The following is a 26,695-nucleotide window of genomic DNA, read 5'->3' on the forward strand; positions in this document are numbered from 1 at the left end:
ATTTTTAAAATAAATCTTTTAAAAAATTTGGTAGACCATCGGGGTTTTTCCATAATCCGTTTTTTCCACCTTCTTTGATTAATAATTTCACATTATCTATCTTGAGGTGTGGATTAATTATTTTACTTAAATCATAAATTGTGATTAGAGCAGCATTAACACCCATGATTGCTTCCATTTCAACCCCAGTTTTTGCATAAGTTGAGACAACACAAAATACTTCTAGAGATTTATCCTTTTCATTCATGATAATTTTTGAAGCAGTATGATCAATTGTTAAAGGATGGCAGAGTGGAATTAATTCACTTGTTTTTTTTACACCTAAAACTGCAGAGACTTCAGCCAAGGTTATTGGATCACCTTTTGGCATTTCTTTATTTTTTATTAGCTCAAAAACTTCATTACCAACATAAATTTTTCCAGAAGCTAAAGCTCTTCTAAATGTTTCTTTTTTTTTCGTAACATCAATCATTTTAAAAGAATTTTTTTTAAAAATTTCTTTTGCCCAATCCTTTAAATCATTATCACTAACAATTTTTAAATTTTTCATATTATCCACCAGTTTTTGATAAATTTACTGTTGATCCAGTATCACCTAATTCTAAATAATGAGATTCTTTTTTAAACTGCATTTGTTTCATTATTAAATCTTTTAATTCATTTAACTGATCATCTTTTTGCAAAAGATGTCTTAAATTAATTCCAGTATTTCCAAATAGACAAAGTCTTAAATCACCTCTTGATGTTATTCTTAGTCTATTACATGATTTACAAAAATCTTTTGAATATGGAGCAATAATACCAAACTTACCCTCATATTTAGGGTTGATGTAATTTAAAGAGGGTCCTGTATCTTTACCAAATGTTTGATATATCCATTTATTTTCCATTAGATATTCTTTAAAAATTCCTGATGAAACATGGTATTTTTTAAAATAATCTAAATTATCACCAGTTCTCATTAATTCTATGTATCTGAAATCAACTCTATTTTTTTCTATATACTTAGCCCAAGTATTAAAATCCTTTATCGATGAATTAATTCCATTTAAGAGTACAGCATTAATTTTAATATTTTCAAAACCTGTGCTTTGTAAAATTTCTATACCATTCAAAATTTCTGTTAACCTGTCATGGCCAGTAATATTTTTAAATATTTCTCTATCTAAGCTATCAACACTGATATTAATACCAGTAAGCCCGCTGTTAACTAATTGTTCTGCTTTTTTATCTAATTTATAGCCATTAGTAGTAATTGATACATTGTGAATTCCTGATTCAAATTTTAATATTTTTATAATATCAAAGAAATCTTTTCTTACTGTTGGTTCTCCACCTGTAATTCTGATCTTATTTACACCAAGTTCAGAAAAACAATTTGCAAGTCGCTTAATTTCATCTAAATGAAGAAACTTTCTAGAGTCGTTTTTGTCTACTTGGTAACCATTAGGCAAACAATATCCACATTTAAAATTACAAACATCAGAAATTGACAATCTGATATAAGGAAATTTTCTGCCAAAACTATCTTTAAGAACACTCATAAGTAGCTATTATAATATATTTTTATTTAGAAAATAGCTATTAACTATTAAGTCGATTCATCTCTTCAAGTTCTACTTCGAGCTTGTCTAATTCTTCACCACCTGCCATCATCCCTAAAAGTTCTTCTCTACTGATATCTTTTTTATTAAAAGTTCCTAGGCTTTTTCCTCTATTTAGAACTGTAAAACTATTTCCAACTGGATAAGCATGGTGAACATTATGAGTAATTAAAATTACCGCTAATCCCTGTGAAGCAGCTTTAACGACGTATTTTAAAACCATTGACGCTTGATGCACACCAAGAGCAGAGGTTGGTTCATCCAAAACTAAAACTTTTGCACCAAAATAAATAGCTCTTGATATTGCTAAACATTGTCTTTCACCACCAGACATTGTTCCAACTGCTTGAGAGGGATCTCTTACATCAATTCCTATTTGACCCATTCTTTCTGCAGCAATTTGATTTGCCTTTTCAATATCAAAAGTTTTTAAAAAAGGAGGCCCTTTTAATGGTTCTCTACCCATAAAAAAATTTCTAGTAACACTCATTAATGGAACTAGTGCTAAGTCTTGATAAACAGTTCCAATACCCATATCCAAAGCATCTTTTGGTGAGTCAAAAACAGTTTTTTTTCCTTCAATTACTATTTCACCTTCATCGGGTTTATGAACACCTGCTAAAGTTTTAATTAATGTTGATTTTCCCGCACCATTGTCACCAAGTAAACACATGATCTCACCTTTTTTTAATTTCATAGTGACATCTTTAAGAGCAATTACTTTTCCAAAAAATTTACTAATGTTGTTAAATTCAATTAAATTTTCTGACATTATTTACTCTCAGTTACTCGTTTTCTAATGTAATTATTAAACACTACAGCAATCAACATCATTGCTCCTAAAAACACTTTAAACCAATCAGTATCAACGTCTGTATAAAATATTCCCATTGAAACAGTTCCAAATATTAATGCACCAAAAGCTGCACCAATTGCAGAACCATATCCTCCAGTCAATAAACAACCACCAACAACTGCTGCTGCAATTGCTTCTAATTCTTTTAAATTTCCCCTCATAGTGTCTGCAGAACCAGCATCTAAAACTTGAATAGTTGCAAAAATGGTTGCTGCAACTGCTGTCCCAATAAATAAACTTATTTTAACTCTTCCGACAGGCACACCAACATTTGTTGCACCGTTCTTGTCTCCTCCTGATGCAAAAATCCAGTTACCATATCTAGTCTTCATCAATATCCATGTTGCAAAAAGTGTAGCAGCAATAAACCATATTACTGAAGGTGGAATACCAGTAGCTAATGGAGTACCATCAGTTCTTAATGCAATTAAATTCATTGAACCCAACCAAGTGAATAACCACTTGAATGTATCAGTTGCAAACATCCAAGCGATTGGATCATTCTCAATTAAAACTCTTAAACCAGGAACTTGAGTTCTTCCTGTAATTAATCTTGTGATTGCTAATGTTGCTCCTCTTAAAATAAACAACATTGCAAGAGTCACTATAAAAGATGGAAGTCCTGTTCTAACAACAAGGATACCATTGAAGTATCCAACTAATACTGCCATTGCAAAAGCAAAAATAATACTTACCCATAAAGGCCATCCCCAATAAATTGCAGGTATTGCTATACAAATTCCTGCAAAACCAATCATGGATCCAATTGATAAATCAAATTCACCACCAATCATTAGCATTGCTGCAGCAATTGCAATTATTCCTAAGTTTGCAGAGACATCTAAAAAGTTTAGAGTTCCATATGCACTGAACATTCCAGTGTCACCTGCAACTATTCCAAAAAATATGAATACTAAAATTGCACCACCAACAGCACCTAATTCAGGTCTATTTAAAAGCAATCTTAGTTTTGATACTTCTTTAAGTCTTTCGTCTTGACCTGAAGTTTTTTTTGATGCGATACTTTTTGCTTTGTCAGACATTTTGTTTTGAATTTTGTTTAGAAAAAAGGCCTAACTAAAAGTTAGCTAGGCCTTTTAAAGTATTTTTTATCTGTAACCTTGAGCTGCCCACTTAATTACTTTAGCAGCATTATCAGGAGTTACGAAACCAGGACCAGTCATAACTACTCCAGCTGGCATAGTTCCATATCTCATGTACTGACCAAAAATTGCTATTGGTAAGTAACCTTGTAGGTATTGTTGTTGGTCAATTAAAAACTCTACTTTACCTGCAGCAGCAGCTTTTAACATTCCTGGTGACATATCAAATGTACCAAGTCTAACTTTACCAACTTTTCCTGCAGCTTCTAAAGCTTTAAGAGCAGCTTCACCTGCAAGACCAGCACCTAAAGTTAGGATAGTGTCATATCCACCACCTAATTTAGCAGCAACAGCTTTTTGAATTTCTGTTGGGTCATTAGAAGTTCCTAAGATGTCAACTGATCCACCAAAACCTTTTTTGAATCCAGCACATCTTCTGTCTAGCGCAACGTTTCCAACTTCGTGGTTAACACATAGTGCTTTTTTACCACCAGCAGCTTTCATTTTTTGTCCGCCACCTACACCAGCTTCAAACTCAGTTTGTCCAACGTGAGCACTGATACCTAGTGAAGCAAAGTCATCTGAACCAGAGTTCATTGAAATTACTGGAATACCAGCAGCGATAGCAGCTTTAACAGATTTTCCTAAAGCGGCAGCATCTGGAAGAGTAATCACAATACCTTTTGGTTTTTGTGAAACTGCGTTGTCAATTAATTTAGCCATTTCAACCATGTCGAAAGTAGCAGGTGCAGTGTACTTGCAAGATATTCCCATATCTGCACATCCTTTATCTACACCATTCTTAGCAACAGACCAAAACGGGTCGTTAGCTTGTCCGTGAGATACAACGATCACGTCCACTGCTAAAGCAGACACTGATAGCATAACCCAAGCAACAAAAGCTAATAATGATTTATATAATGTTTTCATTATTTTTCCCTCTCGTTTAAATAAAAGTTAACTTTTAATGCGCGGACGTTAACATAAAAAAAAGTAGGTTGTAAAGGTGTCAAGGACAATATGTATAGAAAATATACATATCTTAGAATAATTATAATTTAGAATTAAAACTTAATTTTTATTTGTTTTCTTTGTTTTAAGGAATGTGAAGCGGCGTTAGCAATAATCAAAGCTCTTCTTCCATCCTCAAAACTTGAAATTGGGGACTTTTTTTTTCTTGAATATAAAGCTAATTCATCAAGTTGAAGCCTGTAAGCATCAACATATCTATCTATAAAAAAATTTAAAAGTGGTTTTTTCTGTGATGTGTTGTTTTTTGTAAAAATCTCTGTTTCATTCTCACTTTTATTTCCAGATATTAACATTCCTTTTGAGCCAAATAACTCTATTCTTTGATCGTACCCAAAGCTACAGTGTCTAGAATTTGTAATTATACATTGTACACCTTGTTTTGATTTCAAAAGACATGAGGCTAGCTCATAATCTTTAATTTTATCAAATCTTTTATCTGAAATATTACTAGCTGTAGTGAAAATATTTTCTATCTCATCTTTTTCTAAATAAAATCTTAACAAATCAAAGTCATGAATCATCATGTCTTTAAATATGCCACCAGATACTTTTAAATAATTTAATGAAGGTGGGGCAGGATCCCGGCTAGTGATAATTATTTTTTCTAGTTTTCCAATTTTTCCTTTTCTTAATTCTTGTTTTATTGAACTATGTCCTGGGTCATACCTTCTGTTAAAACCTAATTGTATTTTAGGTTTATACTTTTTGATCTCTTTTGAACATTTATTAACCTTATCAATATTTAAATCTAAAGGTTTTTCACAAAAAACTACTTTTTTATATTTTGCTGCCTTTTTTATAAACTTAATATGAGTGGAAGTACTAGAAGCAATAAATATTAAATCTATATTTTTATCTCTAAAAGCTTTTTCAGGGGTACTAATATCAATTGTATTAAATTTTCTTGAAATATTTTTAGCTAATTTCTTGCTGATATCAAAAGTATATTTTAATTTGAAACTTTTATGATTTATTAAGTTTTCAGCATGCATTTGACCTATTCTACCTAGACCAAGTAATGCTACGTTTATTTGATTTTTACCCATTTTTTACTTTTTGATGAAACCTTACATGCATTAATAAATTTTGCAGTTTCAAATCCTTCATCTTCATCAGGATAAAAATATCGTTTATTTTTTTTACTTTTTAATGATTGTGCAAATTCTTTATATATATTTGCAAACGCATCTAAATATCCTTCTGGATGTCCAAACTTGATTCTAGAAAAATTCTTCGAAAAATCTGCATTATGAAAACCTCTCTCTAGAAGTTTTACAGCACCTTTTGATGGATTTAACTTTAAGTAACCAGGATCATTTTGAACCCATTCTAAACTTCCTTTGTCACCATAAACTCTTATTCTTAGTCCATAAACTCCTCCTCTAGACATTACGCTAGTCCAAAACATACCCTTTGCACCGTTTGTAAAATTAATCATAACTTGAGCATTATCATCCATTTTTATCTTTGGAGAAATTTGCTTTATGTCAGCAAAAACATTTGTTCCTTTCAAACCAGATATATACATAGCTAAATGATAAGCATGAGATCCAATTTCATTTAATACAGCTGAAGAACCAACAATATTTTTATCAAGTTTCCATTTTAATTTCTTTTTTGCATTTCTGCTATTGATAGATGATCCATCAGACCAATCCTGCACATACTCAACATTTATCATTTTTACTTTTCCAATCTTACCTCTCTCAACAAGAATTTTTGCTTGTCTAACCATTGGATAGGCTGAGTAGTTATGTGTAAGTGCATATTTAATTTTTTTATTTTTTTTAATTGATTTGAAAAGTTTTTTCGCTTGTTCTAAATTGCCAGCAAAAGGTTTATCAGAAATTATATTTACATTTTTTGAAATAAATTTTTCAGCAATAATTTGATGACTTGATGGAGGTGTCATTATAGAAACTACATTAATTCCATCTTTTCTCTTAGATTCTTTTTCAGCCATTTCTTTGTAATTTGAGTAACATCGGTCAGGTGAAATGCCTATGCTTTTTCCAAACTTAGTAGAAATTTTTACATTTCTAGAAAAAACACCAGCTACTATTTCGTACTGATCATCAAATCGAGATGAAATTCTATGAACATGACCAATCCAGGATCCAGGACCACCACCAACAATTCCTAAACTTAATTTTTTAGTTTTATTTGATTTAAACATTGAATATATCTTAGCAAAAAAAATATTTATGTCAGTAAAATTAGGTATAGCACCAATAGCATGGAGTAATGATGACATGCCAGAACTAGGGGGCGATACTTCTTTAGAACAATGCTTATCAGAAGCAAGTCAGGCAGGTTTTATTGGAATTGAGTCTGGAGGAAAATTTCCTAAAACATCTGAGGAGTTAATTCCTAAATTGAAAGAGTTCAATTTAAGTCTTTGTTCAGGCTGGTATGGAGCAAATTTAAGAAAAAATAACGTTATTGAGGAAAAAAATTTAATTCAAGATCAGCTAAAATTATTTAAAGACTGCAACTCACCTTGTATGGTTTTTGCAGAAGTTTCAGGTTCAATTCAAGGAGATCCAAATAGAAAACTTTCTACAAGACCAAAAATGGATCTTGATGACGCTAAAAAATACTATTCAAAAATTTCTGAAATGGGAAAATATTTAGAAGATGAGGGAATGCCTCTTGCTTACCATCATCACATGGGAACAGTTATTGAAACTGAAGAAGATACTATAAGATTGTTAGAAAATACTGATGATAGTGTTAAACTTACTTTAGACACTGGCCATATGTTATTTGCTCAGGGTAATTCTCTAAAAATATTAAAAGATTTCAGTGAAAGACTTATTCATATGCACTGCAAAGATATTAGAAAAGATGTTTTGGAAAAATCTTTGAAAGAAGATTTAAGTTTTAGAGGAGCGTTTTTAGAGGGTGCTTTTACAGTACCTGGAGATGGCTGTATTGATTACAAGCCACTATTTGATGTATTAAAAGAAAAAAATTATTCAGGTTGGTTGGTAGTTGAAGCTGAGCAAGATCCAGCAAAAGCAAATCCTTTTGAATATGCAAAGATTGGTTATAAATATTTAACTGAAACCTTAAATAGCAGCAATATAGAGATTTTTAAAAATTGATTATCTATAAATAGAAGTAAGTTCGTTGTTTCCTGCTGCAACACAAGGTGATTTAAAACAAGTACCAACAATCCATTCAGAACCAGGATCAGGTAAAAAATTTGAAGACATAACAAATATCACACCCATTTCAACCGCTTGACCAGCTTTACCTTCAGCTTTTATTCTTGGATCAGGATCAGTTTTTACTTTTGAGTCATCAGAAAATGGATTTTCTATTTTTAAATTTTCATTTATATAATTAACAACTTTATCAGCTATCCATTCACCATTACATGGATCACCCCAAACAGTGAATTTACCTTCTTCGTTATTTCCACATTTATTAATTTCATCATTAATTAGATCAACAACTTTATTGTGATTTTCTTTTACTAAATTAGCTTTAGCTTCAACTGCTGGTCTTGTACTTGCTGTCCAAATTAACATGCCAACTACAAAGATTGCAGATGCTGAGACTAAAAATTCTAAAAATCCAAAATTTTTGAAATTAATTTTCATATTAAAGTTTTACAATTTTAGATTTTTCTAACTTTTCCTCAAAAAAATCAATAATATTTTGAATTGTCTCTTTACCCATTCTTGTCATACATTCATCGGTAAAAGCTGCAGTATGTGGACTTAAATAAACTTTTTCATTTTTAAGAAGTGGATTATTGTCATCAGGTGGTTCTTTTTTAAAAACATCAATTCCAGCTCCAAAAATTAAATTTTCATTGAGTGCTTTATCAAGATCTTCTTCATGAATAATTCCACCTCTTGCTGCATTAATGATAATGCAAGTTTTTTTCATTGTTTTTAATAAATCATAATTAATTAAATTTTCAGTTTTATCCGTTAAAGGCATATGGAGAGAAATAACATCCATAGTTTTTACTGCTTCAGTTAGATCGTCTACTTTTTTTCCACCTAATTCCTCAATTTTATCTTTGTCTACAAATGGATCGTACACAAATACATTCATTTCGAAACCTAGACATCTTTTGATTAAAGCTTTTCCTATTCTTCCAAACCCCATTATTAAAAAATTTTTTTTCCAAACTTCTATTGTTTTTGGTAATTTATTTCTTTCTTTAAAGTTTCCGTCTCTTACTGTTTTGTCAAATAAGTCTTTTCTTTTTGCAATATTTAACAAAACAAACATTACATGTTCCGCTACTGTCACAGCATTTGCGTTAGCTGTTATTGCTATTTTTATATCTTTTTCTTTAGCTTTTTTTAAATCGATATTGTCGTAACCAACACCATGTCTTGAAATAATTTTTAAATTTTTTGCTTCTTCAAAGGTTTCACCAGGAAGCTTTGCAATTCTTATTGATGCACCATCGCAATCTTTTAATTTTGATTTTAAGTTTTCTACTGAAGTGTCATCAGTTACCTCAACATCAAAGTTAGGATGATTGTTAATTAATTCCATACCTTTTTCATGGACTTTTTGAATAATTAATATCTTTTTTTTATTACTCATAATTATATGTCAATTTTTTAGAGAGCATTTTTAATACGAAAATTATTCTATAAAGTAAATTAGTTTTTTGATTAAAGTTGTATTTATTAAATAATTAAAATAAATTTAGCTGTGAATTTGACAATTAATATTCTCCTATTTGTTTTTAATATCCTTGAGAAAATAAATACTTTTTTTTTAAGAATTGGCAGACAGTTTGCCTGGATAGCAATACTTTTGATGGTGATTGTTATCTTAGTACAAGTATTTTTTAGGTATGTATTAAATAATGCACTACCATGGCCCGATGAGGTTGCTAGATTTTTAATGTTATGGATGACAGGATTGATCGCACCTTCTGCCTATAGATGGGGCGGATTTGTTTCTATTGATTTATTAGAGAGATTTTTACCAAAACTTATATCAACATTATTAGCTTTATTTTTATTAATAGTATCTCTTTTCGTCTTGGTAATAGGTTTAGAATTAGGTTTTAAACATATTAATGCAGGATGGATATTTAATTCTTCTTCGATAAAAATTCCTTTTCATTTAATTGGTGGAAAAGCAGAACCAATAAAATTAGCTTGGATGTACATGTCATTACCAATAGGAATTATTTTTTTAATTTCTGTAAACATAGAATTAATTCTAAGAAATATTCTTACAAATTTTACTAAGTTAGACTTACCTGAAGATTACGATAAACAAAAACTGGAGACACAATAATGTTAGTTTGGTTTCTTCCTTTGTTTTTATTATTTTTGTTAATTGGTTTGCCTGTATTTTTTGGACTGTTAGCAGCACCAGGAATTTTACTTTGGCTAAATGATCAAGCAAGAGATGGAGCTATGCTTTATAGAAACATTTATAATGGAATAGATAGCTTTCCTCTGATGGCGATACCCTTTTTTATGTTAGCAGGAGAATTAATGAATAGGGGAGGAATAACTCACAGATTAGTTGAATTTAGTCAAGCAATGATGGGTCACTTAAAAGGTGGATTAGCTCATGTCAATGTTCTGACTTCAATGTTGTTTGCTGGTTTATCAGGTTCAGCGGTAGCTGATACATCCGCAATTGGATCAATGCTTATTCCTGCGATGGAAAAACAAGGATACACAAAAAAATTTGCAGCAGCTATCACTGCAGCTAGTTCTGTAATTGGACCAATCATTCCTCCATCAGGCATTATGATTATTTATGCCTATGTAATGGGTGAAAGTGTTGCTGCATTATTTTTAGCTGGAATAGTTCCTGGTATTTTAGTTGGCGTAAGCTTAATGATCACAATAAAATTTATGGCTAAGAGATATAATTTTCCTGCTGTAACAAAAAAAACTACTTGGAGCCAAAGAGGCAAAGCATCTCTTAAAGCTTTTTTCCCTTTAATGACACCTGTAATAATTTTAGGTGGAATACTTGGAGGAATTTTTACACCAACCGAAGCATCAGCTGTAGCGGCTGCTTATGCAATGTTTATAGGTCTATTTGTTCTGAAATCATTAAAATGGAAAGATGTTCCTAAGGTTATGACAAAAGCAGCAATGGTATCTTCAGTAGTTCTTCTTTTAGTTGGTGCTGCGATGGCTTTTAAAACAGTTGTAAGTTTATCACATGCTCCAGAGCATCTTGCTGCATTTGTTTTGGGATTAACTGATAATCCATATGTTTTGTTATTTCTTATAAATATTTTATTATTTGTTGTTGGAATGTTTTTAGATGCAGGTCCAGCGATAATTATCTTAGGACCAATTCTTGGACCAGTATTTGTTGAGCTAGGTGTTCATCCTGTGCACTTTGCAATTATAATGTCTGTTAATTTAACTGTTGGTTTAGCAACCCCACCAATGGGCCTTGTTTTATTTGTTGCATCTTCTGTATCTGGGGAAAGAGTTGAAACAATAGCAAAAGCTATATTGCCATTTTTAGCAGTAGAGGCTATAGTTATATTCTTAATAACCTATTTTCCATCAATCTCAATGACTATTCCTTTGCTAACTGGTTTTGCAAAATAAATATATTTTTTTACTACTCGATAGACTCTCTAAATCAATTTAAGTATAGTTTATATACATAAATATTTAAAGAGAGGGAAATAATTATGAGTAAATTAATAAAATCATTTTTTTCATTATTATTCTTAATCAGTTTTACTGCATCTGTTTCAGCTGCAGATTATAACTTGAGAATGACAATGAACTCTAATGATCAAGATGAAGATTATGATGGTGCTGTAGTATTTAAAAACTACGTAGAAGCAGCTTCAAATGGAAAAATAGCTGTAGAACTATTTGTAGGAACACAGCTTTGTTCAAAAGGTGCTGAGTGTTTACAAGGTGTATCTGATGGAAGTATAGATATTTACATTTCTACTTCTGGAGGTGCTGCAGGTGTATTTCCATATGTTCAAGTTTTAGATTTACCTTATCTAATGGCCGATGACAGAATTGCTGAAGATGTAATGCAAGGTGATTTTGTAAGAACAATGAGAAAAATGGCTCTAAAAGATTCTAATGATTCAATTAGATTGATGACAATTGGAAACACTGGAGGATGGAGAAATTTTGCTAATACAAAAAGAAGAATTGCAAATCCGTCCGACATGAAAGGTTTAAAAATCAGAACAGTTGTAGCTGATTTACCTCAGGAACTTGTAAGAGCATTAGGTGCATCTCCAACTCCTATTCCATGGCCTGAATTATTTACATCATTTCAAACTGGTGTAGTTGAAGGTTCTAAAAATGGAATTACTGACATTATGAACATGAAGTTTCCTGATGCAGGTCTAAAATACGTTACTTTAGACGGTCATGCATACATGGGAGCATTATGGTGGATGAACAATGCAAAATATGAATCTATGTCACCAGATCTTAAAAAAGTAGTGACAGATGGTTTCTATGCTTTGCAGCAAGCAACTTTTGCTTCTCCAAAGAGAAAATCAATCAAAGCTTATGAGGACTTTGTAGCAGGTGGTGGAGATTTATATGTTCCAACGCCTGATCAAAAAGCTAGCTTTAAAAAAGCTGCTAGCCCAGTTTATGATTGGTTTAAATCTAATGTTAAAGGTGGAAAAGAAATTTTCAACGCTTTGACTAAAGCAGTAGCAAGTGCTGAGAAAAAAGCATCTAGTGCATATAAAAAAGATTTATAATTTCTAAATAATTTTAATGGGGCGGATATTTATTCGCCCTATTATCTAAAAGGATATATCCAAGATTTATAATCTTTTATGAGAATATGAGCTTTTTCAATTTGTTCAGGAGTCATTTTTTTAATAACTTCTTCCTGAGAAATTGCAGCATCAGGGTCTCCACCAATAGCAGACAAACCATACCACATATAAGCTCTAACAAGATCGGGAGCAGGAAGCCCTCTACCAATTTCGTAATACCATCCAACACCAGATTGAGCGCCAGGATGACCTTTCATAGAAGATCTGAGATACCATTCAAAAGCTCTAACATCATCTCTTTCAACACCAAGACCCATAGCGTACATAATTCCAATAAGCTCCTCAGCATCTGCATTACCCGATCTAGCTGCTGGCATAAGTTCTTCCATAGCTTCCTTAAATTTTCCTTTTTCCATCAAATCTCTAGCATTTTCTATTTCTGCAAAAACTATGGATGGAAGAAACAACAGTATAAAAAGATATTTAATCATTTAAAAATAATAATATTTATAATTCCATTTTTAATTTCAGTAAATAAATCTTACGCAATTGATTTACCAAAACCATTAAAGAGCGAAGATTTTCATGAAGTTGAAGTAGAAAAAGTTAAAATTGGAAGACTTTTATTTCATGATAAAATTTTATCTGCAAATCGAAACATTGCATGCGCAACCTGCCATAGTCATGATCTAGGTGGTTCAGATGGACTTTCATTAGGAATTGGTGAAGGAGGACATGGTATTGGATTAGAAAGAACAGCTGGAACGGGGGATGATAAAATTAAAAAACGTATTCCAAGGAATGCTTTAGCATTATGGAATTTAGGATTTAAAGACATTACAACATTGCTTCATGACGGTAGAGTGACTAAATCTGATATATTTGGCAATGGTTTTAATACCCCAGCACAAGAACTACTTCCAAAAGGGCTTGATAATATAGTTGCGGTACAAGCTTTATTTCCAATGACAAGACAATTTGAAATGGCTGGAAATCCAGGTGAAAATGAAATTATAGGACTTGTTTCGAAAGTTGGTAAAGACAGTATGAGAATAGATAGAGTTTGGCCTGTAATCACTCATAGAATAAGAGGAATTCCCGAGTATGTTGAAATGTTTAAACATGCATTTGAGGATGTTGATAATGCTTTAGATATAAATATTACACATATAGTAAATTCAATTGCAGCTTTTGAAATTCATGAATGGACCTCTTTTGACTCTCCATTTGATGAATATTTAAATGGAAATAAATCAGCTTTAAATTCAAATCAGATTGCAGGTATGAATTTATTCTATGGCAAAGCAAATTGTAGCTCATGTCATTCCGGGCCTTTATTGTCTGATCAAAAATTTCATTCAATAGGAATTCCTCAATTTGGGCCTGGAAGGACAAGGCCTTTTGATCCTTATGCACGTGATGTTGGAAGAATGGTTGAAACAGATGATGTAGACGACATGTATAAATTTAAAACTCCTGCGCTAAGAAATGTTTCTTTAACTGCACCTTATGGTCATAATGGTGCTTATCCAACACTTAAAGGCATAATTAAACATCATTTAAATCCAGTAGTTATGAATAAAAATTGGAAACCTCAATATGCAAATTTACCTAAGGCTCCATGGTTAGAGCAAATAGATTTTGTAACTTTTTCTGACAAAAGAGAACAGGATAGAATTATTTCGAGTATAGATATTAAACCAATAGATTTAAGTGAAAAAGAAATTGATCAATTGGTATCTTTTTTACAATCTCTAACTGGAAAAAGTGGAAATCAAAGACCCCTCGGTAAACCAGAAAAAGTACCAAGTGGATTAACAATTGATTAAACTTATTTAATTAAACTGATAAATAATAAATATGGAAAAAATTAAATATGGAATAATTGGAGCTGGCACAATGGCTCGAGAACATATTTTAAATTTATCTTTAATAGATGAAGCTCAAGTAGTTGCTCTTTCAGATCCTTATGATGAATCTTTGAAACAGTGCCAAGAATTACTCAAATCAGAAGTTGTTTGTTTTAAAAATCATGAAGATCTGATCAAAGAAAATTTAGTTGATGTTTATATAATTTCATCTCCAAATTTTACTCATATTCAAATTTTAAAAGATGTAATTAAAACCAAGAAACATATATTGGTTGAAAAACCTTTGTGCACTAAGACAAAAGATTGTTTAGAAATAGAAAAACTTACTAAAAATTACCCTTCAGTTTTTTGGACTGCAATGGAATATAGGTACATGCCTCCTGTTTCAAAATTTATCAAAGAAATTCACAACAAAACAATTGGTGATCTAAAAACATTAACAATAAGAGAACACAGGTTTCCTTTCTTAAAAAAAGTAAATGATTGGAACAGATTTGAAAAAAATACCGGAGGAACTTTAGTTGAAAAGTGTTGTCATTTTTTTGATTTGATGCGTTTTATTGTTAAGAGTGAGCCCGTAAGTGTTTATGCGAGTGGGGGACAAGATGTAAATCATTTAGATGAAGAGTATGATGGTAAAAAACCAGATATTATTGATAACGCTTATGTAATTGTTAATTTTGAGAATGGCTCAAGAAGTATGCTTGAGCTTTGTATGTTTGCTGAAAATTCTGAAATGCAAGAAGAGTTAACTGCAACAGGAAATATTGGTAAAATTGAAACTTCAGTTCCTTCAAACGAGTCTGGGAAAACTACTTCTGATGTAAGAATTGGTATGAGAGACGGAAAAACTAAACAAGAAAGTGTTAGTGTGGATCCAAAAATACTTGAAGCAGGACATCATCATGGTTCAACTTATTATGAACATTTAGCCTTTATAAATGCAGTAAAAAATAAATTAAAGCCAGAGGTATCTTTGAATGATGGATTAATCGCAGTTGCTGTTGGAGAAGCTGCTGAGACATCAATTAAACTTGGAAGAGTAGTTAAGTTAAGCGAGATAATTACTTAAAAAAATCAATCGCTTTTTTAACTATAAAATTGCTAACTCTAATATTTGACTCTGTAGTGACACCTGAAATATGAGGTGTTAAAATACAATTCATTTCAGATGTTATTCTTTCGTATAAATCTTTTTTAATAGGTTCATTTTCAAACACATCTAATGCAAATCCTGAAATTAGATTTTGATCATAAGCATCTATAAGATCATTCTCATTTACAACACTACCTCTTGAAGTATTAATTATTATTGGCTGTTTTTGCATTTTAGAGAATGAAGACTTGTTTATTAGATTTTTTGTCTCTTCGGTTAATGGTAAGTGTAAAGAAATAATATCTGCATCTTTAAATACATATTCTAATGAAGATAATTTATAATTTTTCTCATTATCATCTAATTTTTTAATGTAAGGATCATAAGCCAAAACATTTAGGCCATTTTTCAAACTATAGTCTGCAACCTTTCTACCAATGATCCCAAAACCTACTATTCCAATACATTTTCCATTTATTTCAGCAGATTTAATTGTAGTTCTAGGCCAATTACCTTTGACCGTTCCATTATGAAACATAGGAATTTTTTTTATCAAAGACATCGAAGATGAAATTACATACTCTGCCACAGAAACTGCATTCATACCAGTTGCTGGTTGGACATGAATATTTTTACTTTTACAAAATTCAGTATCAATATTATCCAAACCAACACCCAATCTTCCAATAAATTTTAAATTTTTTGCGTTAGATAAAATTTTTTTATTAACCTGAGTTTTGTTTCTAACAATTAAACCATCATAATCTTTAATTATTTCTAAAAGTTCCTCTTCTTTTTCCCAAAGCTTTTCATCAAATTTGATTTCAAAATTATTATTTAAGTCGTCTAAACTATTCTTATTAATAAATTCAGTTATCAAAATTTTCATAATTAATAATTGATATTTTAAATAAGTTTAGACAAATCCCTTTTATTTGTTTTAAAAGTAGGAAGAGGATATTTAAAAGCATATTTACGTGGAATACACTTTTCTTTTGCTTTTTCCCAGAGTGCTAACCATTGTTTAAAATTCTGAATTTTGAGATTTTTTTTATTTTTACTTCTTACATAGAAATTCGGTAGCGGATCTCTTCCAGAAGGTTGGCCAGCTACATTATATCTAAGGTCCGCACTTATTCTAAAATCATTTGATCTGTTCGGTAGAGAACAATGAATTGAATGTTTGTGTAAAAGAATTACATCCCCAACATCTGCTTCTAAGTGAATATGTTGCATTTCATCCAGTAATTTGCTGTCTTTAATTTCTACTTGCCCTCTATAACCAGCAATATGATTTAATAATCCCATTTTATTAATTTTCTTAACAGTAATCATGCAACCATTTTTTTTAGTAGTTTTTGTAAAAGGTATCCATACAGTAACCATGTCGGTTAATTTTTGTCCTTTAGTATTGAGAACAGCGGCATCCTGATGCCAGGGCGTTCGTCCACTTAAACCATCTAAAATTGACCCTTTTGGTAATTTTTTTTCAGGCTGTTTAATTCTAGTATTTTGTACTGGATTAGACATGATTTCTTTACCCAAAATTTTTTCAACAACATCTAAAATGTTTTTATTAGTAATTAAATTCCATAAAGATTGAGTAGCAAAATAATCACTATCTTTCTTAACATGATCTCTTGGTAATCTAGTATTAAAATACTGATCTAAATCATCAATTTTTAATTTTGATATATAAGAATATTTTTTTTTAAAATCTAAATTAAGAACTTTTTTGACATCTTTTTTTTTTGCAAATTTTTGAATTAAACAATCCATTACAAATTCCATATCATTAAGGATTGGCTTTAAATCTCTTTGAAAGTTAAGCACGTTTTTTACTTTCAAATACCCATGTTCAAATAATTTGTTTTTAAGATTATTTACCATTAATAGAAACTAGTAGAATTTAGTGACAATATCAATTCTTTGGAGCAGTTGTTAAATAGTTTGCGTCATGAAAAGAAGTTAACATTCTTTTCTTGGTACTGATAATGTGCGGATAGTAAGCTGTTCCTTTATAATTCCAAATAACTGGCTTATTCAGAGCATAACTTCCATAAATAAAAAATCTTTTTGGACAGTTTTTTTCTATAAAACGTTTAACCCCATGATAAGAATTTGGTGTAGATTGAAAAAAAACCACAGTCCCTTTTTTTGGCGTGAAAGCTTTGACCACTTCCAATTCACTCATCTTTGGAAATCTTCTGAAACTTTTTCTTAAATTTTTCTTTGATTTTTTTCTATAAATCGTAAGTGATCCTCCATTTTTTTTTGGAATATCTGTCAGGTAAATTAAGAAATTGTATAATCTTGTGATGTCATCTCTATGAGGACGTAATCTGTATCCTCCTTTAGAAACTGAAAAATCAATATCTAAATTAACTTTTGGGTTAGTGTAATTATTTCCTAACAATTTTTTTAGTTCGCTTGAATTTAGTTTCTTTTTAATAGTAAATTTTTTTTGATTAAATATTTTTGGTTTGTGAGTGTTTGTCCAAGATCCATCTTTAAAATTTTTAGAAAAAAGAGTTTCAATTTTTTTATAAAATGTTTTGCTATTAAAAAGTTTAAATAGTTTTGCAGAATTATTTGAAGATTTAATATAGTTTTTAAAATTTTTTGAGCCTTTGTTAATTCTGCTTCGACCACCCATAATCATGTCGTCAAAGGCTTTAGATTTACTAATCTCATCAATTAATAAATTACAATTATTTTTCTCAATAACTTTATCTCCAACCAATACAGGAAAATTACTTTTAATTTTTTTTAATCGATTGATTTTAAGCATCAACTATACATACCTTCTTTAACCTTAATCATTTTATACATCAGGTCATTTAAAGGTGTTTTTACTCCATGTTTTTTTCCTATTTTAGAAACTGCTCCACTAATAAAATCAATTTCAGTTTTTCTTTTGTACTGAACATCAAAAGCCATTGAAGATTTGTTAGTTTGCATAGAATCTACAATTTTATTGAACATAAATAGACATTCATCTTCAGAAACATTAACTCCATCAGCAAGTGCCACTTCTCTTGTCTCTAAAATGATTTCTTTACCAAGTCCTCTTGAAACATCATTAGCCTTATTATTTACGTAAAGATCAGTGTGGTGTAGATCAAATATAGCTGAAAGAGGACCTATTGCTGTTAGAGCAAAAAGCTTCATCCATTTTCTTTTTTTTACATCTTCAGCTGCAATCATTTCAAGATTATGTGCAGTAAAAGTATCAGCTATTTCCGTAATTCTCTCTGTTATTCCTCCTTCATATTCACCAATCCATGAAGGTAATGCGCCATGGTTCATTATATGACCTGGTCCTAAAATATTTGAAGCTTGCGTCGTTGTTCCACCGATTACCTTTTCATTTCCAACGATACTTTGAATTATTGCTTCATGGCCAATCCCATTTTGAAATGACATGAAGACTGTTTTTTCACCAATAATATTTTTAATACTGTTTAATGCTGGTTCCAATGCAGTTGCTTTACACATAACAATCACTGTATCCATTTTATCTAACGATGATGGATCTGAAGTAGCATTAACCTTAATTATACGATCTCCACCATGACCATCCATTTTCAAACCATCTTTGTTAATTGCATCAACATGTTCTTTCCAAACGTCAATTAAAGTTACATTTAAACCTTTTTCAGCTAGCAATCCTCCAAATAGACATCCCATAGCACCTGCACCTAATACAGCTACTTTTAAATCTTTATTTATCATCGTTACCTTTTTTAAAATTATTTATGTATAGAAATTATATATATTATCTATAGACAATATGCAAAATAAATTATAGCTTATTAACATTATGCAATTAAAAATAGAAAAAGGAACTTTCACAAATCATTCACTTGAAGATATAGCGAGTGCATTAAAAAAAGGACTTTCTGAAAATTTTAAAATTGTTGAAGTAGAAGTTGTTGATTGTCCTAATCTTCGTGAATGGGATTGTCCATCTGAAGGTATAAGCGGTAACCAAAAAATCATAGATGTTGGGGGAGAGCCATACATGCATGATCCTAATTTTATTGGTGCAGAATTTGATTATGAAGAAATTTCAAAAATGATCGGATCAGAAAAATCTTATGCTTTAGGTGCAGGATCTGGTGCAATGTCGTGTTTGGACGGCCACTGTGGTGAATTAGTAATTAATGAAAATTTAATTACCGATGAGTCTAGATCTATAATTGCAAGAGTAAGTCCTGATAAAAAATGTATTGTTGAAAAATATAGCGCAAGGAAACATGGTGGACTTGGAAACATTTATTATACCGATGGTAAACAAGGAAAAGTAATTAAAATAAAAATCAAAGGAAGATCAGGAGATCAAGGTTCATTGCCACAAGCAATGAGGTCTTCATTGTCAAATAATTTAAATCTTAAAGCAAATGAACAGATTGCTCTTGCAGGTGTATTTAGAATACTGGAGGGAAAAGTAAGATCTCATGTTCAACCAGATTATAAAGACATCAAACATGAATACTATGATCCAAAACAAATGAAGTGTGTAAAAGATTTTCTTCAATTTTATGAACCTGTTGGTCCAAAGTTACAGTGTTATACAGTTCTTTGGACTGGAGATCCTACTGGAGGGGAATTAAATTTAAGAGAGTCTGGTGAACACACTCACTTTCATTCTTATGAACATGATAAAGACGCTGGACACTATCATTTTGATGTCACGCCTGAAGAAATAGAATATGAGGGTTATTTTAATACTGCTACTGAAGTACATAGAGTAAATAACATTTATAAGGAACTATTAAGTAAAAATAGTATTGAATAGAAAACTCAATGAGTTTAAATTTATTTAAATGAAAAGACAGTTCAAGTATCCTAAGCACTTCGAAGAACAAAAAAAAATTCCAAAACTTACTCAAAAACGAATTCAATTAGCAGAAATATCACTTGGAGATTTTGAAGGAAGATTAGCTAACGAGTTATTGAATTGGTTTTCTTTAACTCCACAACATTGGATAATGTTGCATATGGTGATGCTTGCTTATTACAAAAATAAATCAATTACAAAAAATCAATTACTTAAAGTGATCGAGAAATCATACTTAACCTCAAATGTTTATATCGATACTGCAATTAAAAAAGGTTATTTTAGAATTATAAGAAATGAGCGAGATAAAAGATCTATATTTATATTACCTTCAGTAATTACCATTAAAACCTTCGAGGAATTTATTGATAGGAGAGATATTCTTTATAAAGGTGTTAAATAATGAAGAATATCTATACTTGGGCTGCTAAGCCAGCAAAACGAACTTTGACTGTTGGGGATTTAAAAGCAGCAAAAGGAAAAAGAAAATTTACACAAGTTACAGCGAATAGTGTTGAAGAAGCTGAGGCAGCTGAAAAGGCAGGATTTGATATGATTATATCAAATGCAAAAAATGTAATTCCTGTAAGAGAAGGTTCAAAAAATTTATTTTTAACAGCTGCTTTAGTTTTAAATGAGTTTGTAACTACAGAGGATATTATGCGTGGAGCTTTTAAAGCATTGGAGAATGGTGCGGATGCAGTTATGACACCAAGAAGTATGGATATAGTTGAAATGCTGGCTAAAGAAGATGTTCCAGTAATGGGGCATTTAGGTTTAGTTCCAAGAAAATCTACTTGGATTGGTGGATTAAGAGCTGTAGGTAAAACTGCTGATGAAGCATACGAGCTTTTTCAAAAGTTTAAAAGATTAGAAGATGCAGGTGCTTTTTCAGCTGAGTGTGAAGTAATACCTGAAAATGTAATGGGTGAAATATCAAAGCGTACAGATATAGTTACTGTTTCATTAGGTTCAGGTAAAAACGCTGATGTAATGTATTTATTTATGGAAGATATCTGTGGTGATATAGAAAATCCCCCAAGACATTCAAAAGCATATGGAAATTTATTGAGACTTAGAAATGAAATAAAACTAGAAAGAGTAAAAGCTCTTAAGGCTTTTAAAAAAGATTCAATGAATGGAAAATTTCCAGGAAAAAAACAATCGTCTAATCTAGAAAAAAAACAATTTGAGGAATTTTTAGACCAACTTGATTAGTAAGTAGAGTTGTCGTCTTTTTTTGATAAAGAACCTTTCATTTTATCTACTGTAGCTTTAGCGCCAGCACTTAAAGCTCTTAAATCAGAAGCTATAGTTACAAAATCAAAACCTTTTTCGATCATCTTAGTAGCATATTCTGTAGTACCATTATGAATTCCTGCAAAAATATTATTTTTTTTAGCATGTTCTAGAATTCTTAAAATTTCAGAATAAGCTTTTGTAGATTCTGACCTATCAAAACCAGGTTTTTCACCTATTGCTAAACTTAAATCTGCTGGACCAATATAAATACCATCAACACCTGGTGTAGACATTATCTCATCAAGATTTTCTAAAGACTCTTTTGTTTCTATCATTGCTAATTTTAGTATTTCTTCATTAGCGTGATCTGCATAATCAGCTCCACCATAAATTAAACCTCTAATAGGACCAAAACTTCTGTAACCTTCAGGTGGATACATGCAAGCTTGAACAAAATTCTCTGCCTCTTTTTTATTACTTACCATCGGACAAACGATTCCGTAACATCCAGCATCTAAAATTTTCATAATTTGACCTGGTTCGTTCCAATTAACTCTAGCTAAAGGAGTTACATCTGTTGTTGATATTGTCTGAAGCATGGGAAGCGCATTACTGTAGTCAACTAAACCATGCTGCATATCGATAGTTAAAGAGTCCCAACCTTGATGAGCCATTGCTTCGACAGAGGCTGTACTTGGAATCGCACACCAGCCGTTAATAACAGGTTTGCCTTCTTTCATCATTTGTTTGATTTTATTTTTTCTCATTTTCTAGATTTTTAATCCCATGTGAGTGTATTTCACATTTAGATAATCTTTTATCGCTCCTGAACCACCTTCACGACCATAACCAGTTTGTTTTATTCCTCCAAAAGGTGCCTCAGCAATAGCAACAACTCCAGTATTGACTGCAACACAACCAGACTCTAATTTTTCAGATCCAATGTGAGCTTTATCCATAGAGTTAGTGTATAAATAACTACATAATCCTAAGTCATTATCGTTTGCTCTTTCAATTACTTCATCAAAAGTTTTAAAAGTTAAAATTGGAACTAGTGGACCGAAAGGTTCTTCTTTCATAATTGTAAAATTATCTTTAACATCATCAAAGACTGTTGGTTCATAATAGTATCCCTTGTTGAAACCAGAAGGTCTTTGTCCACCCATTAATACTTTTGCTCCTTCTTTTTTAGTAGTTTCAACTAGTTTTTCTATTTCTTCTAATCTTTTAGCGGTAGTTAAAGGTCCAAGATCCACACCTTCATCCATACCGTTTCCAATTTTTAATTTTTTTGCCCTTTCAATAAAAGCATTAACAAAATCTTCTTTTCTATTTTCTTGGATATAAAATCTATTAGGTGAAATACAGACTTGACCGTTATTTCTAAATTTACCAGTTATTGCTATATCAGCTACTTTGTTCATATCTACATCTTCACATACAATAAAAGGTGAATGTCCGCTAAGCTCCATAGTAACTCTTTGAACTTTATCAGCTGCTTTTTTTAAAATAATTTTACCAACTCTAGTTGATCCAGTAACTGAAACTTTTTTAATTATATCAGACTCCATTAATTCATTTGATATTTCAGCAGGATCACCTGACAAAAGACTTACAACACCATCAGGTACTCCAGCTTCTTTACAAATGTTTACTAATTCCATTACAGCACCAGGAGTAATTACATCTGGCTTACAAATTACAGAACATCCTGCAGCTAGGGCAGTAGAAATTTTTCTAGATGCTAAAACTATTGGGAAATTCCAAGGAACTAAAGCTGCAACAACTCCTACAGGTTGATAATAAACATGAACTCTAGTGTCTGGAAATCTACTTTGCTGTGTTTGTCCATAAATTCTTTTTGTTTCTTCAGCATTCCACTCAAAAATATCAGCTCCACCACCAACTTCACCAACTGCTTCTGCAAGAGGTTTTCCAACTTCAAGAGTTAACCATTTTGCTATAACATCTTTTTTTTCTCTCATCATGTCTGCAATTTTTCTAAGCACATAAGCTCTTTGCCATGGTGCAGTGTTTTTCCAAACTTCCAAACCTTTTTCTGCAGACTTTAATGCTTTTTGCACTTCAATAGATGAAGCTTTTGATGCTTTCCCAATTACTTCTTCTGTTGCAGGGTTGATTACGTCGTAAGTTTCTTTTTTTTCAGCTTGTTGCCATTTACCGTCAATGAATTGTCCAAATTTTTCGTACATAGAATTTATTTTTAAGTTTACTTAATTAGGTTTTTTAATTTATAAATAGAATTATATATAAACATTATACATATTAAAAGATAAACAATTTTATGAAAAAAATTACCCTCACATGTGCTCATGCGATAGTTAAATATTTAATTGCTCAGAAAATATTAATTAATGGTAAAAAAGAACCTTTATTTCCAGGTGTCTTCGGAATTTTTGGACATGGAAATGTAGCTTGCTTAGGTCAAGCACTAGAGGAAAATCAAAAAGAACTTCCAACATATAGAGGGCATCATGAACAAAATATGGCTCTTACAGGAATTGGCTATGCTAGAGCAAAAAGAAGACAACAAATTTTTGTAGCAACATCTTCTGTTGGCCCTGGGGCAACAAATATGGTTACCGCTGCCGCAGTTGCTATGAGTAACAGATTACCAATTTTATTTTTACCTGGAGACACTTATGCAAATAGAATGCCAGATCCAGTATTGCAACAAGTTGAGCATTTTAACAACCCTGGTATTACGGCTAATGATGCATTTAAACCAGTTACAAGATATTTTGATCGAATAACCAGACCAGAGCAGATTATTCAATCATTCCCGGCAGCAGTTCAAACAATGTTAGATCCTGCAGATTGTGGTCCCGCATGTATCGCTTTAAGTCAAGATATACAAGGTCAAACTTTTGATTACCCCGAAGAATTTTTTAAAGAAAGAGTTCACGCGATTAGAAGACCAAGACCGGATGAATTTCAAATTAAAGAGGCAGCAGAAAAAATTAAGTCATCTAAAAATCCAATTATAATTTCAGGTGGTGGGGTTTTTTACTCAGATGCAATGGATGAGTTAAGTCAATTTGCAATTAAACACAACATACCAGTCACTCAAACTGTAATGGGATATTCTACCATGAAAAGGGACCATTCTCATTTTGCAGGTCAGATTGGGGGATTAGGTGGAAAAAATACAAATACATTAGCAAAAGAAACAGATTTAGCAATTGCAGTTGGAACCAAACTTGCAGATTTTACAACTGGTTCATGGGCAAATTTTGAAAACGAAAATTTTAAACTAGTTTCAATAAATGTATCAAGATTTGATGCTAACAAACATTTAGCGCAAGCGGTCATTGGAGATGCTAAAGTTTCATTAACTGAACTTTCACAAGCGTTAGGTAGTTGGAAAGCTGGAGAAGAATGGAATAAAAAATCTCAAACTGAACTCAAATCTTGGAATGAACATATAGATAAAGAGAGTGCGCCAACAAATCAAGAAGTTCCAAGTTATGTTCAGGTAATTGGTGCAATTTACAGAAACTCTGACCCATCAGATATTGCTGTTACTGCAGCAGGAGGTTTAGTTGGTGAAGTTGTTCAAGTTTGGAGACCCAGAGAACTAAATACTCATGAAACAGAGTGGGGCTTTAGTTGTATGAGTTATGAAATTTCTGGAGCGCTTGGAATTAAAATGGCTAATCCAGATAAAGAAGTAATTTCTTTTGTCGGAGATGGTTCTTATCTTTTAAACAACACAGATATATACTCATCAGTTATTACAAAAAATAAATTAATAATTATAGTTTGTGATAATGGTGGGTTTGCAGTTATCAATCGACTTCAATTATTTAAAGGTGGTAAAGAATATAATAACTTATTAAAGAGTTCTAATACTCCTGGATTAGTTGATGTTGATTTTGCAAAACATGCAGAAAGTATGGGAGCTAAATCTGAGCATGTTAATTCAATTTCAGATCTTGAAGCTGCATTCAAAAGAGCTAAAGCATCTGATGTAACATACGTTATTTCAATTAAAACCCATGCTTATAAATGGGTTGAGGGATCAGCTTTTTGGGATAGCCCTACACTAGAAATTCCGACAACTAAAGAGAATGAAGAAGCTTTAAAACTTTATAAAGAAGGAAAAAGCAAACAAAGACAAGGTGTATAAACCTTTATGAACAAAATTTTCAAAGTCGGTCTTATTGGCTGTGGTCATATTTCAGAAACTTATTTTAGAGCTCAAGAATATTTTAATAATATTAGAATAGTTAAGTGTGCAGACATAAATATGGAAGCAGCTAAAAAGTGCGCAATTCATTATAACATTGAAGCTTTAACAGTAGAAGAACTTTTAAAAGATAAAGAAATTGAAATAATTCTTAATCTGACGATCCCAGGAGCACATTACGAAGTTTCTAAAATGGCTCTAGAAAATGGAAAACATTCATATGCTGAAAAACCAATGGCAGTAAATTTTGAGGATGGAAAAAAATTACTTGAACTAGCTAAAGAAAAAAATCTTTATATAGGAAATGCTCCAGATACATTTTTAGGTGGAGGAATTCAAAAAACTAGAGAGTTAATTGATAATGGTGTAATTGGTGATATTAAATTAGGAAATGCTATATTTGCATTTCCAGGAGTTCAATCCTACCACCCAAATCCAGAAAGTTGGTTTGCAGAAAATGAAGGAGGACCTGTTATTGATATGGGTCCATACTATTTAACTGCATTAGTAAATCTAATTGGACCAGCAAAACAAGTGCAAGGAAGATGTACAAAAGTTTTTGAAGAAAGAGAAATCGGAATTGGTCCGAAAAAAGGTCAAAAATTTAAAGTTGAAACACCTACAACTTACTTGGCAACAATACAATTTGAAAATGATTGTATAATTCAAATAACTTTATCATTTGATGTTGTTGCTCATCAAAGAAATCATATTGAGCTTTATGGAAACAAAGGATCAATAATTGTTCCTGATCCAAACATGTTTGGTGGATCTGCTTTTGTCTCAGTCACAGCCGGAGGTAATTGGGGAGAGCACAAAACAGACATGATGCCTTTAGGTAAGATTAACATCAAGAGTCAAAGTTCTAGAGCAAATGAGTCACCTACTAACGCAAATTATAGAGGTGCTGGTTTATCAGAAATGGCTTATGCAATTGAAAATAATTTAGAGCATAGATGTAATGGAGAGTTATCTCTTCATGTTTTAGATATAATAGATTCTACCATGAGAGCATCACAAACAGGTATTCCTCAGGAAATAAAAACAACTTGTAAAAAACCCAAACCTTTTACGTTGGAAGAAATTAAAAATATAATGAATTAATT

General features: G+C 31.4%; 27 protein-coding genes. 11 read left to right on the plus strand and 16 right to left on the minus strand.

The features are described 5' to 3' along the window. Window positions 1–4 precede the first annotated feature (4 nt). The 7 genes from moaC to ACTTBL_RS00750 form a co-directional block, all read right to left on the minus strand. Window positions 5–550 carry a cyclic pyranopterin monophosphate synthase MoaC gene (moaC, locus tag ACTTBL_RS00720; protein ID WP_440643176.1) on the minus strand — a complete coding sequence of 182 codons (546 nt, stop codon included), beginning with the start codon at window positions 548–550 and terminating at the stop codon, window positions 5–7. A 1-nt stretch (window position 551) separates the two neighbouring features. After that, window positions 552–1,544, minus strand: a complete 993-nt coding sequence (gene moaA, locus ACTTBL_RS00725) for a GTP 3',8-cyclase MoaA (protein ID WP_440643177.1) — start codon at window positions 1,542–1,544, stop codon at window positions 552–554. Window positions 1,545–1,584: 40 nt separating this feature from the next. Then, on the minus strand, window positions 1,585–2,376 hold the full coding sequence (locus tag ACTTBL_RS00730) for an ATP-binding cassette domain-containing protein (protein WP_440643178.1): 792 nt from the start codon (window positions 2,374–2,376) through the stop codon (window positions 1,585–1,587). Next, window positions 2,376–3,503 carry an ABC transporter permease gene (locus ACTTBL_RS00735; protein WP_440643179.1) on the minus strand — a complete coding sequence of 376 codons (1,128 nt, stop codon included), beginning with the start codon at window positions 3,501–3,503 and terminating at the stop codon, window positions 2,376–2,378. Before ACTTBL_RS00735 ends, ACTTBL_RS00730 begins: the two co-directional genes overlap by 1 nt. 66 nt (window positions 3,504–3,569) lie before the next feature. Beyond that, complete coding sequence (locus tag ACTTBL_RS00740; RefSeq protein ID WP_440643180.1) at window positions 3,570–4,493, minus strand: sugar ABC transporter substrate-binding protein; 924 nt, start codon at window positions 4,491–4,493, stop codon at window positions 3,570–3,572. Between the two features lie 134 nt (window positions 4,494–4,627). Beyond that, window positions 4,628–5,641: an inositol 2-dehydrogenase gene (iolG, locus tag ACTTBL_RS00745; RefSeq protein ID WP_440643181.1), complete on the minus strand. Its 1,014-nt coding sequence runs from the start codon at window positions 5,639–5,641 to the stop codon at window positions 4,628–4,630. Further along, window positions 5,623–6,771 carry a Gfo/Idh/MocA family protein gene (locus ACTTBL_RS00750; protein ID WP_440643182.1) on the minus strand — a complete coding sequence of 383 codons (1,149 nt, stop codon included), beginning with the start codon at window positions 6,769–6,771 and terminating at the stop codon, window positions 5,623–5,625. Before ACTTBL_RS00750 ends, iolG begins: the two co-directional genes overlap by 19 nt. Before the next feature lie 28 nt (window positions 6,772–6,799). Here ACTTBL_RS00750 and iolE point away from each other — a divergent pair, with 28 nt between their 5' ends. Then, a complete protein-coding gene (gene iolE, locus ACTTBL_RS00755) occupies window positions 6,800–7,702 on the plus strand; it encodes a myo-inosose-2 dehydratase (RefSeq protein ID WP_440643183.1) in 903 nt (300 codons plus the stop codon). Here the strand turns inward: iolE and ACTTBL_RS00760 are convergent, their stop codons facing one another. Both ACTTBL_RS00760 and ACTTBL_RS00765 read right to left on the minus strand, forming a co-directional pair. Continuing rightward, window positions 7,703–8,203 carry a hypothetical protein gene (locus ACTTBL_RS00760; RefSeq protein WP_440643184.1) on the minus strand — a complete coding sequence of 167 codons (501 nt, stop codon included), beginning with the start codon at window positions 8,201–8,203 and terminating at the stop codon, window positions 7,703–7,705. Window position 8,204: 1 nt separating this feature from the next. Then, window positions 8,205–9,170 carry a hydroxyacid dehydrogenase gene (locus ACTTBL_RS00765; protein ID WP_440643185.1) on the minus strand — a complete coding sequence of 322 codons (966 nt, stop codon included), beginning with the start codon at window positions 9,168–9,170 and terminating at the stop codon, window positions 8,205–8,207. A 111-nt stretch (window positions 9,171–9,281) separates the two neighbouring features. On the opposite strand from ACTTBL_RS00765, the gene ACTTBL_RS00770 reads away from it, so the two are divergent. From ACTTBL_RS00770 to ACTTBL_RS00780, 3 genes are all read left to right on the plus strand, one after another. Further along, complete coding sequence (locus ACTTBL_RS00770; protein ID WP_440643186.1) at window positions 9,282–9,878, plus strand: TRAP transporter small permease; 597 nt, start codon at window positions 9,282–9,284, stop codon at window positions 9,876–9,878. Then, the gene (locus ACTTBL_RS00775) at window positions 9,878–11,167 is read left to right on the plus strand and encodes a TRAP transporter large permease (protein WP_440643187.1); all 1,290 of its coding nucleotides are present in this window, start codon (window positions 9,878–9,880) and stop codon (window positions 11,165–11,167) included. The genes ACTTBL_RS00770 and ACTTBL_RS00775 overlap by 1 nt, the downstream gene beginning before the upstream one ends. Before the next feature lie 86 nt (window positions 11,168–11,253). Then, window positions 11,254–12,306, plus strand: a complete 1,053-nt coding sequence (locus ACTTBL_RS00780; RefSeq protein WP_440643188.1) for a TRAP transporter substrate-binding protein — start codon at window positions 11,254–11,256, stop codon at window positions 12,304–12,306. 41 nt (window positions 12,307–12,347) lie between these two features. On the opposite strand, the gene ACTTBL_RS00785 is transcribed toward ACTTBL_RS00780, so the two are convergent. Next, a complete protein-coding gene (locus ACTTBL_RS00785; RefSeq protein WP_440643189.1) occupies window positions 12,348–12,818 on the minus strand; it encodes a tetratricopeptide repeat protein in 471 nt (156 codons plus the stop codon). A gap of 168 nt (window positions 12,819–12,986) precedes the next feature. Here ACTTBL_RS00785 and ACTTBL_RS00790 point away from each other — a divergent pair, with 168 nt between their 5' ends. Next, window positions 12,987–14,156 carry a cytochrome-c peroxidase gene (locus tag ACTTBL_RS00790; RefSeq protein WP_440643240.1) on the plus strand — a complete coding sequence of 390 codons (1,170 nt, stop codon included), beginning with the start codon at window positions 12,987–12,989 and terminating at the stop codon, window positions 14,154–14,156. A gap of 31 nt (window positions 14,157–14,187) precedes the next feature. Further along, window positions 14,188–15,270: a Gfo/Idh/MocA family protein gene (locus ACTTBL_RS00795; RefSeq protein ID WP_440643190.1), complete on the plus strand. Its 1,083-nt coding sequence runs from the start codon at window positions 14,188–14,190 to the stop codon at window positions 15,268–15,270. Here ACTTBL_RS00795 and ACTTBL_RS00800 read toward each other — a convergent pair. The 4 genes from ACTTBL_RS00800 to ACTTBL_RS00815 are packed head-to-tail and all read right to left on the minus strand — an operon-like array spanning window position 15,263 to window position 19,029. Next, window positions 15,263–16,183: an NAD(P)-dependent oxidoreductase gene (locus ACTTBL_RS00800; RefSeq protein ID WP_440643191.1), complete on the minus strand. Its 921-nt coding sequence runs from the start codon at window positions 16,181–16,183 to the stop codon at window positions 15,263–15,265. The two genes, ACTTBL_RS00795 and ACTTBL_RS00800, sit on opposite strands and share 8 nt — an antisense overlap. A gap of 17 nt (window positions 16,184–16,200) precedes the next feature. Next, window positions 16,201–17,184: a phytanoyl-CoA dioxygenase family protein gene (locus tag ACTTBL_RS00805; protein ID WP_440643192.1), complete on the minus strand. Its 984-nt coding sequence runs from the start codon at window positions 17,182–17,184 to the stop codon at window positions 16,201–16,203. 31 nt (window positions 17,185–17,215) lie between these two features. After that, the gene (locus tag ACTTBL_RS00810) at window positions 17,216–18,085 is read right to left on the minus strand and encodes a 2OG-Fe(II) oxygenase (protein WP_440643193.1); all 870 of its coding nucleotides are present in this window, start codon (window positions 18,083–18,085) and stop codon (window positions 17,216–17,218) included. Beyond that, complete coding sequence (locus tag ACTTBL_RS00815; RefSeq protein ID WP_440643194.1) at window positions 18,085–19,029, minus strand: ketopantoate reductase family protein; 945 nt, start codon at window positions 19,027–19,029, stop codon at window positions 18,085–18,087. The genes ACTTBL_RS00810 and ACTTBL_RS00815 overlap by 1 nt, the downstream gene beginning before the upstream one ends. A gap of 88 nt (window positions 19,030–19,117) precedes the next feature. Between ACTTBL_RS00815 and ACTTBL_RS00820 the strand changes: the two genes are divergently transcribed. The 3 genes from ACTTBL_RS00820 to ACTTBL_RS00830 are packed head-to-tail and all read left to right on the plus strand — an operon-like array spanning window position 19,118 to window position 21,355. After that, window positions 19,118–20,095, plus strand: a complete 978-nt coding sequence (locus ACTTBL_RS00820; RefSeq protein ID WP_440643195.1) for a DUF1907 domain-containing protein — start codon at window positions 19,118–19,120, stop codon at window positions 20,093–20,095. A gap of 28 nt (window positions 20,096–20,123) precedes the next feature. Further along, entirely contained in the window at window positions 20,124–20,540 is a 417-nt protein-coding gene (locus ACTTBL_RS00825) for a MarR family transcriptional regulator (protein WP_072090655.1), read from the plus strand. Further along, window positions 20,540–21,355 carry a 3-methyl-2-oxobutanoate hydroxymethyltransferase gene (locus ACTTBL_RS00830; RefSeq protein WP_440643196.1) on the plus strand — a complete coding sequence of 272 codons (816 nt, stop codon included), beginning with the start codon at window positions 20,540–20,542 and terminating at the stop codon, window positions 21,353–21,355. Before ACTTBL_RS00825 ends, ACTTBL_RS00830 begins: the two co-directional genes overlap by 1 nt. Here the strand turns inward: ACTTBL_RS00830 and ACTTBL_RS00835 are convergent. After that, a complete protein-coding gene (locus ACTTBL_RS00835) occupies window positions 21,352–22,146 on the minus strand; it encodes an HpcH/HpaI aldolase family protein (protein ID WP_440643197.1) in 795 nt (264 codons plus the stop codon). The two genes, ACTTBL_RS00830 and ACTTBL_RS00835, sit on opposite strands and share 4 nt — an antisense overlap. A gap of 3 nt (window positions 22,147–22,149) precedes the next feature. Beyond that, a complete protein-coding gene (locus tag ACTTBL_RS00840) occupies window positions 22,150–23,592 on the minus strand; it encodes an NAD-dependent succinate-semialdehyde dehydrogenase (protein ID WP_145597379.1) in 1,443 nt (480 codons plus the stop codon). 92 nt (window positions 23,593–23,684) lie between these two features. Between ACTTBL_RS00840 and iolD the strand changes: the two genes are divergently transcribed. Both iolD and ACTTBL_RS00850 read left to right on the plus strand, forming a co-directional pair. Next, the gene (iolD, locus tag ACTTBL_RS00845; RefSeq protein ID WP_440643198.1) at window positions 23,685–25,529 is read left to right on the plus strand and encodes a 3D-(3,5/4)-trihydroxycyclohexane-1,2-dione acylhydrolase (decyclizing); all 1,845 of its coding nucleotides are present in this window, start codon (window positions 23,685–23,687) and stop codon (window positions 25,527–25,529) included. Window positions 25,530–25,535: 6 nt separating this feature from the next. Then, complete coding sequence (locus tag ACTTBL_RS00850; protein ID WP_440643199.1) at window positions 25,536–26,693, plus strand: Gfo/Idh/MocA family protein; 1,158 nt, start codon at window positions 25,536–25,538, stop codon at window positions 26,691–26,693. Window positions 26,694–26,695: the final 2 nt, after the last annotated feature.

Origin of the sequence: Candidatus Pelagibacter sp. HIMB123, from assembly GCF_052048195.1 — a bacterium.
Classification (GTDB): Bacteria; Pseudomonadota; Alphaproteobacteria; order Pelagibacterales; family Pelagibacteraceae; genus Pelagibacter.

Bases quoted from the DNA above. Each gene is read 5' to 3' on its own strand.
- ACTTBL_RS00815 (WP_440643194.1), bottom strand. From the start codon at position 19,029: ATGATAAATAAAGATTTAAAAGTAGCTGTATTAGGTGCAGGTGCTATG.
- ACTTBL_RS00805 (WP_440643192.1), bottom strand. From the start codon at position 17,184: ATGGTAAATAATCTTAAAAACAAATTATTTGAACATGGGTATTTGAAA.
- iolG (WP_440643181.1), bottom strand. From the start codon at position 5,641: ATGGGTAAAAATCAAATAAACGTAGCATTACTTGGTCTAGGTAGAATA.
- ACTTBL_RS00825 (WP_072090655.1), top strand. From the start codon at position 20,124: ATGAAAAGACAGTTCAAGTATCCTAAGCACTTCGAAGAACAAAAAAAA.
- ACTTBL_RS00810 (WP_440643193.1), bottom strand. From the start codon at position 18,085: ATGCTTAAAATCAATCGATTAAAAAAAATTAAAAGTAATTTTCCTGTA.
- ACTTBL_RS00740 (WP_440643180.1), bottom strand. From the start codon at position 4,493: ATGAAAACATTATATAAATCATTATTAGCTTTTGTTGCTTGGGTTATG.
- ACTTBL_RS00820 (WP_440643195.1), top strand. From the start codon at position 19,118: ATGCAATTAAAAATAGAAAAAGGAACTTTCACAAATCATTCACTTGAA.
- ACTTBL_RS00750 (WP_440643182.1), bottom strand. From the start codon at position 6,771: ATGTTTAAATCAAATAAAACTAAAAAATTAAGTTTAGGAATTGTTGGT.
- ACTTBL_RS00735 (WP_440643179.1), bottom strand. From the start codon at position 3,503: ATGTCTGACAAAGCAAAAAGTATCGCATCAAAAAAAACTTCAGGTCAA.
- ACTTBL_RS00835 (WP_440643197.1), bottom strand. From the start codon at position 22,146: ATGAGAAAAAATAAAATCAAACAAATGATGAAAGAAGGCAAACCTGTT.
- ACTTBL_RS00800 (WP_440643191.1), bottom strand. From the start codon at position 16,183: ATGAAAATTTTGATAACTGAATTTATTAATAAGAATAGTTTAGACGAC.
- ACTTBL_RS00730 (WP_440643178.1), bottom strand. From the start codon at position 2,376: ATGTCAGAAAATTTAATTGAATTTAACAACATTAGTAAATTTTTTGGA.
- iolE (WP_440643183.1), top strand. From the start codon at position 6,800: ATGTCAGTAAAATTAGGTATAGCACCAATAGCATGGAGTAATGATGAC.
- ACTTBL_RS00795 (WP_440643190.1), top strand. From the start codon at position 14,188: ATGGAAAAAATTAAATATGGAATAATTGGAGCTGGCACAATGGCTCGA.
- ACTTBL_RS00850 (WP_440643199.1), top strand. From the start codon at position 25,536: ATGAACAAAATTTTCAAAGTCGGTCTTATTGGCTGTGGTCATATTTCA.
- ACTTBL_RS00760 (WP_440643184.1), bottom strand. From the start codon at position 8,203: ATGAAAATTAATTTCAAAAATTTTGGATTTTTAGAATTTTTAGTCTCA.
- ACTTBL_RS00840 (WP_145597379.1), bottom strand. From the start codon at position 23,592: ATGTACGAAAAATTTGGACAATTCATTGACGGTAAATGGCAACAAGCT.
- ACTTBL_RS00785 (WP_440643189.1), bottom strand. From the start codon at position 12,818: ATGATTAAATATCTTTTTATACTGTTGTTTCTTCCATCCATAGTTTTT.
- ACTTBL_RS00775 (WP_440643187.1), top strand. From the start codon at position 9,878: ATGTTAGTTTGGTTTCTTCCTTTGTTTTTATTATTTTTGTTAATTGGT.
- ACTTBL_RS00765 (WP_440643185.1), bottom strand. From the start codon at position 9,170: ATGAGTAATAAAAAAAAGATATTAATTATTCAAAAAGTCCATGAAAAA.
- ACTTBL_RS00780 (WP_440643188.1), top strand. From the start codon at position 11,254: ATGAGTAAATTAATAAAATCATTTTTTTCATTATTATTCTTAATCAGT.
- moaA (WP_440643177.1), bottom strand. From the start codon at position 1,544: ATGAGTGTTCTTAAAGATAGTTTTGGCAGAAAATTTCCTTATATCAGA.
- iolD (WP_440643198.1), top strand. From the start codon at position 23,685: ATGAAAAAAATTACCCTCACATGTGCTCATGCGATAGTTAAATATTTA.
- ACTTBL_RS00830 (WP_440643196.1), top strand. From the start codon at position 20,540: ATGAAGAATATCTATACTTGGGCTGCTAAGCCAGCAAAACGAACTTTG.
- moaC (WP_440643176.1), bottom strand. From the start codon at position 550: ATGAAAAATTTAAAAATTGTTAGTGATAATGATTTAAAGGATTGGGCA.